At 64.6% G+C, this 12,894-nt stretch carries 15 protein-coding genes; 3 read left to right on the plus strand and 12 right to left on the minus strand.

Going from position 1 to position 12,894, the window contains the following annotated elements; all coding sequences use genetic code 11:
• The first annotated feature begins 77 nt into the window (after window positions 1-77).
• From BKX93_RS18465 to BKX93_RS18475, 3 genes are all read left to right on the plus strand, one after another.
• Window positions 78-1,964 carry a methyl-accepting chemotaxis protein gene (locus BKX93_RS18465; RefSeq protein ID WP_070980828.1) on the plus strand — a complete coding sequence of 629 codons (1,887 nt, stop codon included), beginning with the start codon at window positions 78-80 and terminating at the stop codon, window positions 1,962-1,964.
• Between the two features lie 278 nt (window positions 1,965-2,242).
• Window positions 2,243-4,126, plus strand: coding sequence for a methyl-accepting chemotaxis protein (locus tag BKX93_RS18470; RefSeq protein ID WP_070980829.1), 1,884 nt, complete (start codon window positions 2,243-2,245; stop codon window positions 4,124-4,126).
• 97 nt (window positions 4,127-4,223) lie between these two features.
• Entirely contained in the window at window positions 4,224-4,667 is a 444-nt protein-coding gene (locus BKX93_RS18475) for a hypothetical protein (protein WP_046155346.1), read from the plus strand.
• On the opposite strand, the gene BKX93_RS18480 is transcribed toward BKX93_RS18475, so the two are convergent.
• The 12 genes from BKX93_RS18480 to iscR all read right to left on the minus strand — a co-directional run bounded on the left by BKX93_RS18480 (window position 4,668) and on the right by iscR (window position 12,791).
• Entirely contained in the window at window positions 4,668-5,114 is a 447-nt protein-coding gene (locus BKX93_RS18480) for an LEA/WHy family protein (protein WP_046155345.1), read from the minus strand.
• Between the two features lie 78 nt (window positions 5,115-5,192).
• A complete protein-coding gene (locus tag BKX93_RS18485; RefSeq protein WP_046155344.1) occupies window positions 5,193-5,459 on the minus strand; it encodes a hypothetical protein in 267 nt (88 codons plus the stop codon).
• Between the two features lie 128 nt (window positions 5,460-5,587).
• Window positions 5,588-6,202: a uridine kinase gene (gene udk / locus BKX93_RS18490; RefSeq protein ID WP_021478292.1), complete on the minus strand. Its 615-nt coding sequence runs from the start codon at window positions 6,200-6,202 to the stop codon at window positions 5,588-5,590.
• Between the two features lie 91 nt (window positions 6,203-6,293).
• Window positions 6,294-6,929 carry a glutathione S-transferase family protein gene (locus BKX93_RS18495; protein WP_046155343.1) on the minus strand — a complete coding sequence of 212 codons (636 nt, stop codon included), beginning with the start codon at window positions 6,927-6,929 and terminating at the stop codon, window positions 6,294-6,296.
• A 134-nt stretch (window positions 6,930-7,063) separates the two neighbouring features.
• On the minus strand, window positions 7,064-7,258 hold the full coding sequence (iscX, locus tag BKX93_RS18500) for a Fe-S cluster assembly protein IscX (RefSeq protein WP_046155342.1): 195 nt from the start codon (window positions 7,256-7,258) through the stop codon (window positions 7,064-7,066).
• Between the two features lie 130 nt (window positions 7,259-7,388).
• A complete protein-coding gene (fdx, locus tag BKX93_RS18505; protein WP_021478295.1) occupies window positions 7,389-7,730 on the minus strand; it encodes an ISC system 2Fe-2S type ferredoxin in 342 nt (113 codons plus the stop codon).
• 9 nt (window positions 7,731-7,739) lie between these two features.
• Window positions 7,740-9,599 (minus strand): Fe-S protein assembly chaperone HscA, encoded by a 1,860-nt coding sequence (gene hscA / locus BKX93_RS18510; RefSeq protein WP_070980831.1) that lies wholly within the window; start codon window positions 9,597-9,599, stop codon window positions 7,740-7,742.
• 45 nt (window positions 9,600-9,644) lie between these two features.
• Entirely contained in the window at window positions 9,645-10,172 is a 528-nt protein-coding gene (hscB, locus tag BKX93_RS18515; RefSeq protein WP_070980832.1) for a Fe-S protein assembly co-chaperone HscB, read from the minus strand.
• A 92-nt stretch (window positions 10,173-10,264) separates the two neighbouring features.
• Window positions 10,265-10,588: an iron-sulfur cluster assembly protein IscA gene (gene iscA / locus BKX93_RS18520; protein ID WP_070980833.1), complete on the minus strand. Its 324-nt coding sequence runs from the start codon at window positions 10,586-10,588 to the stop codon at window positions 10,265-10,267.
• A gap of 13 nt (window positions 10,589-10,601) precedes the next feature.
• Complete coding sequence (gene iscU / locus BKX93_RS18525) at window positions 10,602-10,985, minus strand: Fe-S cluster assembly scaffold IscU (RefSeq protein ID WP_021478299.1); 384 nt, start codon at window positions 10,983-10,985, stop codon at window positions 10,602-10,604.
• 62 nt (window positions 10,986-11,047) lie between these two features.
• The gene (locus BKX93_RS18530; RefSeq protein ID WP_046155339.1) at window positions 11,048-12,265 is read right to left on the minus strand and encodes an IscS subfamily cysteine desulfurase; all 1,218 of its coding nucleotides are present in this window, start codon (window positions 12,263-12,265) and stop codon (window positions 11,048-11,050) included.
• A 31-nt stretch (window positions 12,266-12,296) separates the two neighbouring features.
• Window positions 12,297-12,791, minus strand: coding sequence for a Fe-S cluster assembly transcriptional regulator IscR (gene iscR, locus BKX93_RS18535; RefSeq protein ID WP_046155338.1), 495 nt, complete (start codon window positions 12,789-12,791; stop codon window positions 12,297-12,299).
• Window positions 12,792-12,894: the final 103 nt, after the last annotated feature.

The following is a 12,894-nucleotide window of genomic DNA, read 5'->3' on the forward strand; positions in this document are numbered from 1 at the left end:
GGTATGTGATTTTTAACAATGCGTGCCAGCTGATATGACGGATAATAAAGCTTTTATCAGCATCGGCTTATCATTTCATGCGCTCCATCCGACACAAGCTCATCTTGTTGACGGCGGTGTCCATCCTGGTCGCCACGATCAGCGTGACAGTCATCGCCTGCCTGAACATTCGCAATCACGCCTACGACGAAGCCAAGCGCGAGGTCACCCAGGTTCTGCAGCTGCAGGGCGGGCTGGTATCGGAGTGGCTGACCGTGCGCAAGAACCTGATCACCGCCAGCCTGTCCCGCGCCGGCGACCCGGAGGCCAGCTACTACCTGCAGCAGATCGCCAAGGGCGGCGGCTTCAACATCATTTATGCCGGCCACGGCGACAGCGGCGAGATGTTCTACTCGGTGCCGGGCCGTCCCAAGCCGAGCGCAGACTACCAGCCGGCGCAGCGCCCGTGGTACCAGCAGGCCAAGGCGCAGGGCGGCGTGATCGTCACCGATCCGTACAAGGATTCCGAGCCTGAGACCAAGGACAAGCTGGTGATCACCATCGCCGACAAGGCCCAGGGCCAGGAGATCGTGGTCGGCGGCGACATCCTGATCGACAAGCTGGTGAAGTCGGTGCTGGACATCAAGCTCGCCGGCGACGGCCATGCCTTCCTGCTGACCCGCCAGGGCAAGGTGATCGCCTATCCCAAGCCGGGCCAGGAACTGCGCCCGATCAACGAGCTGATCCCGGGCCTGGACGACAGCCGCTTCCAGCAATTGGTAGGCAGCGGCGACGTGGCCCCGCTGGACATCGACGGCCGCACCTTCCTGGTGACGTTGAAGCCGGTGGCCAACACCGATTGGGTGATGGGCGTGGCCGCCGACGAGGAAGCGGTGCTGGCGCCGGTGACTCAGCTGATCTGGCTGATCTCCGGCGGCGTGGCCATTGTGCTGCTGGTGCTGGTGGCCTTGAGCTCCGGCTACCTGACCCGCCTGCTGCGCGGCCTGATCCAGGTGCGCGACGCGATGCATGAAATCTCGCAAGGCGAGGGCGATCTGACCCGCCGCATCGAGATCCACGGCGAAGACGAAGTGGCGCAGACTGCCGAAGCCTTCAACCAGTTCGTCGGCCGCCTGAACGGCATGTTCCGCGAGCTGCGCGGCGAGGCCGACCAACTGGCGCACGGCGTGATTGAAGTGGGCGGCGCGGTGAAGCAGGTGGCCGCGGATTCGCACCGTTTGGCCGACATTTCCAGTTCCAACGCCGCGGCGATCGAGGAAGTGACTGTCAGCATCTCGCACATCGCCGACGCCACCCGCGAAACCGATTCGCTGGCGCGCAATACCGGCGAGCACTCCCGCGAGAGCGCCGGCGACATGCAGCGCATCAGCAACGAGATGGAGCAGACCAGCCAGTCGGTGAGCGAGCTGTCGGCGCTGCTGGCATCGCTGGAGCAGCGTTCGCAGGAAATCTCCAAGATCACCAATGTGATCAGCGACATCGCCGACCAGACCAATCTGTTGGCGCTGAACGCGGCGATCGAAGCCGCGCGCGCCGGCGAGCAGGGCCGCGGCTTCGCGGTGGTGGCCGACGAAGTGCGCAAGCTGGCCGAGCGCACCGGCAAGGCGACGGTGGAAATCAGCGAGATGGTGGAGAACATCCTGAGCGAAACCGGCAAGGCGGTGGGCAATATGCAGCGCACGGTCGGCGCGGTGGATACCAGCGTGGAGCTGACCAGCCAGGCGCGCGGCCGACTGATCGCCATCAGCGACGCGATGCAGCAGGTGATAGACAAGATCGGCGACGTGGCGCTGTCCACCAGCGAGCAGCACAACGCCACCACGGCGATGGCGCAGAGCACCGAGTCCATCAACAATCAGATCCTGGACTCCGACGCCGCGCTGCAGGGCGCGATGCAGACGCTGGAGTCGCTGAAGCAGCTGGCCCACAATATGCAGGGCGCGTTCGGCCGCTTCAAGCTGTAAGCGTTTTCGCCGCGCCGGCTCGCCGGTGTGGCGAAAAAGCCATGGTTTGAAGGGGTTTTTTCAGGAAAATCAAAACCATTTGCATAATCGATTGGCGCTTTATCCCCGTGATTGTAAACGTTGTTTACAATCCACCCGGTCTAAATATGCGCCAATCCTTACAAGCCGTGATGAACGGCATGCGCCGACGCAAGCCGGCGGAACACAAAGGGCGTCATCGACGCCCTTTTCGCTGTCCGGAGGATTGGCAACGAGAGAGAAGCTACAAGCCGATTGCCATGAAATCCATACGAAGCAAGATTGCCCTGCTGCTGGCGCTGGCCATGCTGGTGGCCACGCTGAGCACCGCCGTCAGCGCCTATTTCCAATTCCGCGACAACCTGTCATCCGGCGTATCCGCCCAGCTGGACCTGGCCATCACCGGCCAGCAGCGATTCGTCTCATCCTGGCTGGAGCAGCGCAAGCAGATCATCGCCAGCGCCGTCCGCCACGGCGGCGAAGCCGACCCCACCCTGTATCTGCAGCAGCTGGCCGAAGCCGGCGGTTATGCCCAGATCTTCGTCGGCGACGGCGACAGCAAGGGCATGGTGTATTCCATTCCCGGCAAGCAGAAACCCAATCCGGACTACGATCCGGCCTCGCGCGCCTGGTTCAAGGCGGCCAAGGCGCAGGGCGGCGTGATCGTCACCGCGCCGTACAAGCCCGCCAGCGCGTCGATCAAGGACCTGGTGATCACCGTGGCCCAGGCTTTGCCGGCCGGCAACAAGGTGGTCGGCGGCGACATCGCCATCGGCCAGCTGGTGAAGTCGGTGCTGTCGGTGTCCTTGCCGGGCAACGGCTTCGTGTTCCTGATGGGCAAGGACGGCAAGCTGATCGCCTATCCCAAGGGCGACGCCGCGCTCAAACCCTTGTCCGAGCTGATGCCGGGCATGGATGCGGCCCGCATCGCCGGCCTGCTGGACAAGCCCGAGCTGGCGACGGTGCAGCTGGACGGAGTGAGCCGCATGCTGCGGCTGAGCTCGGTGGAAGGCAGCGACTGGGTGCTGGGCGTGGTGGTGGACCGCGAGCTTCTGGACGCGCCGCTGCGGCGGATGATGGCGTCGATGGCGCTGTCGCTGCTGGCCGCGCTGGCAGTCACCCAGCTGCTGGCCGGCGCCTACTTGCGCCGTCTGCTGCGCGGCCTGTTCCAGGTGCGCGACGCGCTGCGCGAGATATCCCAGGGCGAAGGCGACCTGACCCGCCGCATCGAGGCCGAGGGCAGCGATGAAGTGGCGCAGATGGCCGAGGCGTTCAACCAGTTCGTCGGCCGCCTGAACGGCATGTTCCGCGAACTGCGTTCCGAGGCCGAGCAACTGGCGCAAGGCGTGATCGCGGTCGGAGCCGACGTGGCGCGGCTGGCCGAGGATTCCCATATGCTGGCCGACATCTCCAGCTCCAACGCCGCGGCGATCGAGCAGGTGACGGTGAGCATTTCCCACATCGCCGACGCCACCCGCGAAACCGACGAACTGGCGCGCGACACCGGCGCCAATTCCCAGGCCAGCGCCGATGAGCTGCAGCGCATCAGCGGCGAAATGGCGCGCACCAGCCGGTCGGTGGGCGAGCTGTCGGCGTTGCTGGCCTCGCTGCAGCAGCGCTCGCAGGAAATCTCCAAGATCACCGGCGTGATCCGCGACATCGCCGACCAGACCAATCTGTTGGCGCTGAACGCGGCGATCGAAGCGGCGCGCGCGGGCGAGCAGGGCCGCGGCTTCGCCGTGGTGGCCGACGAAGTGCGCAAGCTGGCCGAGCGCACCGGCAGCGCCACCGTCGAGATCGGCGACATGGTGCAGAACATCCTGGCTGAGACCGGCAAGGCAGTGGGCAATATGGATAGCACCATCGGCGCGGTGGACGGCAGCGCGGCGCAGACCGAGCTGGCGCGCGAGCGCCTGGTGGACATCACCCGCGCGATGAAGCTGGTGGTGGAGAAGATAGGCGATGTGGCGCTGTCTACCGGCGAGCAGCACAACGCCACCACGGCGATGGCGCAGAGCACCGAGTCGATCAACAACAAGATTCTGGATTCCGACGCGGCGCTGCAAAGCGCGCAGCGGACCTTGAGCACGCTGGATGGGGTGGCGCGCGGCATGCGGCAGGCGTTCAGCCGCTTCAAATTGTAAACGGGGGCCATTTCCCGGTGCCGACGCCAGCCTGTGGGCTGGCGTTTTTATTGCCTAGACGCGAGAATGTCGCAACGTTATCAATCGGAAAAGGCTAATGATGAAGAAGTTATGCTTGCCGTTGCTGGCGCTGAGCCTGGCCGGCTGCGCGATGTTCCCCACCCAGCAGGGCTATGCGCAGAAGGTGTATCGCTGGCAGGGCCGCGACGTCAACGAGCTGCTGGCGCAGTGGGGCGCGCCGACCAAGACCATGCAGATGCCCAACGGCAACAGCTTGTACACCTATGTGAAGGAAAGCACCGAGCAGCGGCCGCTGCAGGAGAACACCCGTTACGAGCCGGGCACCAAGCTGACGATGACCGACAAGGACGGGCAGTCCCGGGTGGTGGAAACCCCGGGACGCTGGGTCAGCAACGGCATGACCGGCGGCGGCACCGTCCACTACGAATGCACCACCAACTTCGTCGTCGACAAGAAGACCAAGGAAGTGCTGAGCGTCAGCTTCGACGGCAACAACTGCCTGGCGGTGGAGCAGCAGTGATCAGCGCTTGGGCAGCTGCCACTCGCCCTTGTTGTCGAAGGGCAGGTCCTTGAGGCCGCCCAGGTCATGCAGCTGGCCGCGGATCTCGTAGTTCAGCTTGCCGCCAGGCAGCTGCTGCCAGTTGGCCAGCTGCCGTATCCAGGCGGCGAGCGAGGTATGCACCTGCAAGGTGACCGTGCCTTCGCCGCGCGAGGGGATGGACAGCGGCTGGTTGCTGCTGCCGCCGCCCAGTTTTTCTCCACCCAGCATCAGCTCGAAGTCGACGCCGCTGGCGTTCAGCGGGATGGGGTTGGGGTTGGCGACGCGCAGCGTCACCGCGAAGTTCTGCTCGAACAGCGTGCTGCTGCCGGGCTCGATATTGCTGAGGCTGACTTCAGGCTTCTTCAGGCCCATGCTGCCGCAGCCGGCGAGCGAGAGCAGCAGCAGAGCGGTGCTTATCCATTTCATGGCGACATTTCCGATTGAGACGCCCTCTATTTTACGGGCAGCGCTTGTGGCGTTGTGTAAACGGAGTGTGCGGAATTGTTAGCGGACGAGCGCCCAAAAGCAACAGGCCATCGGATGATGGCCTGTTGCTTTTGGAAACTCGGCGGAGAAAAACGCCTCATCGGCGTCCTGGGCGCGGGCGGCGGCCATCGGCTGCCGGTCGCGCTCTTCGCGCCAGTCTTCCAGTTCCGCCCAGAGAGAGTGTTTCTGCGATTGGCGCAGGCCGGATCGGCTGCGGCCGTGGGCGCCTCCCTTTTTCAGGATGGCGGCGCAAGCCAGCGGATTGCGCGGTTTGATGGTGTGCATCGTGTGTCCTTGATCATGCGCGCCGGATGGCGCGAGCGGCGATTGTCCGTCCGCGCGGCCGGCGGCGTCAACCGGGCAAGCAAAAAGCCGCCCTGGGGCGGCTTTCGCGTCTATGGCGTCTTGCGCCGTCACACCATCAGGCTGGCGACCTTGGTGGTGATGATGTCCACCGCCGGATCGTTGGCACCGTGCGGCAGGATCACGTCGGCGAAGCGCTTGGTCGGCTCGATGAACTGGTTGTGCATCGGGCGCACGGTGGACAGGTATTGCTCGATCACGTTTTCCATGGTGCGGCCGCGCTCGGCGATGTCGCGTTTCAGGCGGCGGATGAAGCGGACGTCGGAATCTGTGTCGACGAAGATCTTCAGCGACATCATCTCGCGCAGCGCGGCGTCGTACAGCGGGAACAGGCCTTCGATCACGATCACCGGCGCCGGCTGCACGGTGACGGTCTTGTCGGAGCGGGTGTGATTGGAGAAATCGTACACCGGCATCTCGATGGAGCGGCCATTGCGCAGATCGTCGATATGGGAGATCAATAGCGGCCAGTCGAACGCTTGCGGATGGTCGTAGTTGGTGCCCAGGCGCTGTTCGAAAGTCAGGTGGCTCTGGTCGCGATAGTAGTAGTCCTGGATGATCACCGCCGCCATCTCGGAACCAATGGTCTCCAGCACCTTGTTGGTTACCGTGGTTTTTCCGCTGCCGCTGCCGCCGGCAACGCCAATGATGAACGGGGTGCTCATGTGAAATCCTTGACGTAATGAAAATGTAAAAAACGCGCCATTCTAATGACTTATGGCGCGTTGATCCACCCGTTTTGCGACATTCTCTGACTCAGAACGGGCGTTTTCTTTCCGCGGCCGCCGCCGAATACCATTCCTGCATGGCGGGCAGGGACAGGATATGGCGGACATAGGCTTGAGAGCGCTCCGGCAGCCTGACGTTGTAGGTCTGGAAGCAGGTGCAGATCGGCGCGAAGCAGGCGTCGGCGATGGTGAAGCCGCCGAACAGGAACTCGCCGTCGGCGACGTGCCGTTCGCGCTGCTCTTCCCACAGCGCGATCACGCGCGCGATGTCGGATTCCACTGCCGGCGAGCTCTCGTAATCCACCTGGCGCAGCGTGATGTCCATCGGCAGGTTTTCCCTGAGCGCGGCGAAGCCGGAGTGGACCTCGGCGACGATGGAGCGGGCGACGGCGCGCAGCGCGCTGTCGGTGGGCCACAGCCCGGCGGCGGGAAAGCATTCGGCCAGGTATTCGCAGATGGCCAGCGAATCCCATATCCTGAGCTTGTCGTCCACCAGCACCGGCACTTTGCCGGCCGGATTGGCCGCCAGGATGCGGGCCTTGCTGTCGGACAGGTAGAGATCGATCTGCTGCTCCTTGAACGGCTCGTCCAGCATCTTCAGCAGCAGCCAGGGGCGCAGCGACCAGGGGGAGTAGTTCTTGTTGCCGATGATCAGCGTGAACATGGCGGCTCCGTAGCGGGGCGCCGGCGAAGGCCGGCGCGCGTCTGTCGATGATAAACCGGCCGGCGGCGATTTTCACGCGACGCCGAGGCCGCAAGACAAAGGCCCCTTATTCCGGGGCCTTTGCCGTGAAGCGATCACTCCGCTTCGTCTATCCACGCCTGCTGGATCGCTTCCAGCACGCGCTCGCCGCCGCGGGCGTGGTCGTCGTCGAAGCCGGGCAGCTCCACCACCCAGTTGTGCAGGTCGACGAAGCGCACGGTCTTCGGGTCCACGTCCGGGTAGGCGTCCGCCAGTTCGATGGCGATGTCGTTAACGTCGGTCCATTTCATAGATGTCTCCTGAGCGGGAGTAGGTCATGAAATCCAGCGCAGCGGCAGCGGGGAGGCGCGCCGCCGCAGACAGTACACATAGTACGGCAAGGCGGCGCAACGCTGCCGCCGGGATTTCAGGGCCTGCTCCTTAATGGTGTTCGCGGGCGTGGTTGATCGTGTACTTCGGGATCTCGATCACCAGATCCTCGTCGGCGACGATGGCCTGGCAGGACAGGCGCGATTGCGCCTCCAGGCCCCAGGCCTTGTCCAGCAGGTCTTCTTCGAGCTCGTCGGCCTCGTTCAGCGAGTTGCCGCCTTCGCGGACGATGCAGTGGCAGGTGGTGCAGGCGCAGGACATCTCACAGGCGTGTTCGATTTCGATGTCGTGGGCGAGCAGCGCGTCGCAGATGCTCTGGCCGGTTTCTACATTGTCTATCACGGCGCCTTCCGGGCACAGGTCCGGGTGAGGCAAAACGATGATGCGCGGCATGGCGTATCCTTACAGATCGGTAATCTTGTGGCCCTTCAGCGCGCGCTGGATGTTGCGGTCCATGCGGCGGGAGGCGAAGGTTTCGGTGGCGTGGTTCAGCGCGGCGCTGGCCTCGTTGATGCGGCGGGTGACGCCCGCGGCGATGGCGGTTCCCACTGCGGCGGCGGCGGCTTCCACTTCGGCGCGCTCGGCGTCGTCCAGCAGGTCGCCGTCCTGCGCCAGCGCGTTGATGGTGGCGTCGCGCAGGCTTTCGGCGTCGACAATGGCCTCGCGCAGCTTGCGCGCCTCGATGTCTTCCTGCACGTTGGCCATGGAGTCGGTCAGCATGCGGCTGATCTCGTCGTCGGACAGGCCGTAGGACGGCTTGACCTCGATGCTGGACTCCACGCCCGAGGTCTGCTCGCGCGCGGTGACCGACAGCAGGCCGTCGGCGTCCACCTGGAAGGTGATGCGGATGCGCGCGGCGCCCGCCACCATCGGCGGGATGCCGGTCAGCGTGAATTTGGCCAGGCTGCGGCAATCGGAGACCAGCTCGCGCTCGCCCTGCAGCACGTGGATGGACATCGCGGTCTGGCCGTCCTTGAAGGTGGTGAAGTCCTGCGCGCGCGCAACCGGAATGGTGCTGTTGCGCGGGATGATCTTCTCGGTCAGGCCGCCCATGGTCTCGATGCCCAGCGACAGCGGCAGCACGTCGAGCAGCAGCCACTCGTCGTCCTGCTTGTTGCCGGCCAGCACATTGGCCTGGATGGCGGCGCCCAGCGCCACCACCTTGTCTGGATCGAGGTTGGTCAGCGGCGCGCGGCCGAAGTGGTCGGCCACGGCTTTTTGCACGTGCGGCATGCGGGTGGCGCCGCCCACCATCACCACGCCCTGGATGTCTTCGGGCGTGATTCTGGCGTCGCGCAGCGCCTTGCGCACCGGCGTGAGGGTCTTGTCGACCAGCGTCTTGGTGATGGCGTGCAGCGTGGCCTGGTCCAGTTCCAGGTCCAGCGACTGGCCGTCGGAAAGGATCGCGGTGACGCGGGTGCTGGCGTGGTCGGTCAGCGCTTCCTTGGCTTCGCGGGCGCGGGTGTGCAAGAGGCGCATGTCGTGCGCCGACGGCGCGGTCACCCCGGCCTGTTCCAGCAGCCAGCAGAACACGCGGTGGTCGAAGTCGTCGCCGCCCAGCGCGGAGTCGCCGCTGGTGGCCAGCACTTCGAACACGCCGCGGGTCAGCCTGAGGATGGACACGTCCAGCGTGCCGCCCCCTAGATCGTATACGACGTATGTGCCTTCGCTGCCGTTGTCCAGGCCGTAGGCGATGGCGGCGGCGGTGGGTTCGTTCAGCAGGCGCAGCACATTGAGGCCGGCCAGGCGCGCGGCGTCCTTGGTGGCCTGGCGCTGGGCGTCGTCGAAGTAGGCGGGCACGGTGATCACCGCGCCGGTCAGCTCGCCGCCCAGGCTCTCTTCGGCGCGGTCTTTCAGCGCGCGCAGGATGTCGGACGACACCTCGACCGGGCTTTTGACGCCGGCGCGGGTGACCAGCTGCACCATGCCCGGCGCGTCGACGAAGCGGTAGGGCAGGCTGCCGGCGTCCTTGATGTCGCTGACGCCGCGGCCCATGAAGCGCTTCACCGAGACGATGGTGTTGTGTGGATCGCGGTTTTGTTCCTTCTGCGCGTCGTAGCCGACCGCCAGCACGCCTTCGTCGCCGTAGCGCACCACCGATGGCAGCAGGCTGCGGCCGGTTTCGTCCGGGAGCACGGCGGCGGAGCCGCTCCTGACGGTGGCCACCAGCGAGTTGGTGGTGCCCAGGTCTATGCCCACGGCCAGGCGGTGCTGGTGGGGGGCGGAGGAAAGGCCGGGTTCGGCGATTTGCAGTAGAGCCATGTCTTGATCTTTATGTCGTTGCTCGGGAGCGGCGGCGCGCGGGACTCAGTCCAGCAGGTTTCCGATGGCGTCGCCGATCTCCTGGTCCAGCTTTTCCATGAAGCGCAATTTTCTCACCAGGACTGCGGCGGCGTCCAAGTCGGCGCGGGCGTCCAGCGCGGCTTCAAGCTCGGCTTGCAGGTCCTTGACCTCGGCGCGCAGGCGGCGCGACAGCGACTCCAGCGCGTCCACGTCGGCGCGGGCGTCGTCTATGCTCTCGCGCCATTCCATCTGCGCCATCAGGAAGTCGCCCGGCATCCGGGTGTTGTTCTCTTCCTGGGTATCCACGCCGGACAGCTGCAGCAGGTAGCGGGCGCGGTTCAGCGGCGACTTCAGCGTCTGGTAGGCTTCGTTGACCCGGGTCGCCAGCATCAGCGCGCTGCGCTTTTCGGCGTCGGAACTGGCGGCGTAGCGGTCGGGATGGACCTGGGCGGCGGCCGCGCGCCAGGCGGCGTCTAGGCCAGCCGCATCAATCGCGAAGCGGCGCTGCAGGCCGAACAGGCTGAAGAAATCCTGGTTGAAATCGTGGTTCATCGATGCGTCCGGACCAAGGCATAGGGACTGAAATAACGAAGGCGGAGCATCAGCGCTTGCGCGTCAACGCTCCGCCCCGGGGCGGCGGGGGGTCAGACGTTGAAGCTCTCGCCGCAGCCGCACTCGTTCTTGACGTTGGGGTTGTTGAAGCGGAACCCCTCGTTCAGGCCTTCCTTCACATAGTCCAGCTCAGTGCCATCGAGGTAGGCCAGGCTCTTGGCGTCGGTGTAGATGGCCACGCCGTAGCTTTCGAAGCGGACGTCTTCGCCGTTCTCGACATCGACGAACTCCAGCTTGTAGGCCATGCCAGAGCAGCCGGAGGTCTTGACGCCCAGGCGCACGCCCAGGCCCTTGCCGCGCTTGGCGAGGAAGGCGCCGACATGCTGGGCGGCGCGTTCGGAAAGAGTGAGTGCCATCAGTCGCCTCCGCTTACTTGCCGTGTTTTTGCTTGTAGTCTTCCACCGCGGCCTTGATCGCGTCTTCGGCCAGGATGGAGCAGTGGATCTTCACCGGCGGCAGCGCCAGCTCCTCGGCGATCGCGGTGTTCTTGATGGTCAGCGCCTCGTCCAGCGACTTGCCCTTCACCCACTCGGTCACCAGCGACGAGGAGGCGATGGCGGAGCCGCAGCCGTAGGTCTTGAACTTGGCGTCTTCGATCACGCCGTCCGCGCCCACCTTGATCTGCAGCTTCATCACGTCGCCACAGGCCGGCGCGCCGACCATGCCGGTGCCGATGCTGTCGTCGCCCTTGTCGAAGGAACCGACGTTGCGCGGATTTTCGTAGTGGTCCAACACTTTTTCGCTGTATGCCATGTCTTTTCTCCTGCGGGCCGCGGCTTCATTCAAGTCCCCGCGGCCGGTCATCTGTTATCGGCTCAGTGGGCCGCCCATTGAACGCTGTTCAGATCCACGCCGTCCTTGTACATCTCCCACAGCGGGGACAGCTCGCGCAACTTGCCGATCTTGGACTTCAGCAGCGCGATCGCGTAGTCGATCTCTTCCTCGGTGGTGAAGCGGCCCAGCGTGAAGCGGATCGAGCTGTGGGCCATTTCGTCGTTGCGGCCCAGCGCGCGCAGCACGTAGGACGGCTCCAGCGAAGCGGAGGTGCAGGCGGAGCCGCTGGACACGGCCAGGTCCTTGATGGCCATGATCAGGCTTTCGCCCTCGACGAAGTTGAAGCTGACGTTGAGGTTGTGCGGCACGCGCTGGTCGGCGTCGCCGTTGATGTACACCTCTTCCATGTCCTGGATGCCGTTCCACAGGCGGTCGCGCAGCATGCGGATGCGCTCGCTTTCGCTGTCCATCTCTTCGCGGGCGATGCGGAAGGCTTCGCCCATGCCGACGATCTGGTGGGTGGCGAGGGTGCCGGAGCGGAAGCCGCGCTCGTGGCCGCCTCCGTGCATCTGCGCCTCAAGGCGCACGCGCGGCTTGCGGCGCACGTACAGCGCTCCGATGCCCTTCGGGCCGTAGGCCTTGTGCGCGGACAGGCTCATCAGGTCCACTTTCAGGGTGTTCAGGTCGATCTTGACCTTGCCCGGCGCCTGGGTGGCGTCGACATGGAAGATGATGCCCTTCTCGCGGCAGATCTCGCCGATCTGCGGGATGTCCTGGATGACGCCGATTTCATTGTTCACGTACATCACGGACACCACGATGGTGTCGGGACGAATGGCGGCCTTGAAGGCGTCGATGTCGAGCAGGCCGTTTTCCTGCACGTCCATATAGGTGACTTCGAAGCCGACGCGCTCCAGCTCGCGACAGGTGTCCAGCACCGCCTTGTGCTCGGTCTTGACGGTGATGATGTGCTTGCCCTTGCTCTTGTAGAACTGGGCTGCGCCCTTGATCGCCAGGTTGTCGGACTCGGTGGCGCCGGAGGTCCAGACGATTTCCTTCGAATCGGCACCGATCAGCTTGGCCACTTCTGCGCGCGCGTTCTCGACGGCTTCCTCGGCTTCCCAGCCGAAGCTGTGGCTGCGCGAGGCGGGGTTGCCGAACTTGCCGGTCAGATAGGGAATCATCTTTTCGGCGACGCGCGGGTCCACCGGGGTGGTGGCCGAGTAATCCAGATAGATCGGTAGCTTGGGCTGGCTCATTTATTTAATCTCCGCAAGATTTTTCATGCGCTCACAGGGCGCTGCTGGCAGCTGCACGGGAGCTGCTACAGCTGTCGCGCTTGTCCTGCACGACGCTGCTCTCCTTGGTTTGCTGCTCTTTGGTGTGTTGTTCTTCCACCAGGCTGGCGAGGCTTACCTTGGAGAGGTAATCGAAAATGGTGACGTTGAGGTTGGTCCACAAGTCGTGGGTCATGCAGCGCTGGCTGCCGCGGCAGTTCTCGCGCCCGCCGCACTGGGTGGCGTCCACCGGCTCGTCCACGGCGACGATGATGTCGGCCACGGAGATGTCGCAGATCTGTTTGGCGAGCGTGTAGCCGCCGCCGGGACCGCGCACGCTGTCTACCAGTTCGGCGCGTCTGAGCTTGCCGAACAGCTGCTCAAGGTAAGACAGCGAGATGCTCTGGCGCTCGCTGATGCCGGCCAGGGTGACCGGCCCGCCTCCCTCGCGCATCGCGAGATCGAGCATCGCGGTGACGGCAAAACGTCCTTTGGTGGTAAGGCGCATGATGTTCAGTTCCGGTGGGTGGTGGTTCTGCCTCAGATTATACCTAATATCCGACTAAAATAGTCAAGTATTTGGCGAGGCAACCTAGCGCCGGAAGTCGCAA

The organism is Chromobacterium vaccinii (genome assembly GCF_001855275.1).
Classification (GTDB): Bacteria; Pseudomonadota; Gammaproteobacteria; order Burkholderiales; family Chromobacteriaceae; genus Chromobacterium; species Chromobacterium vaccinii.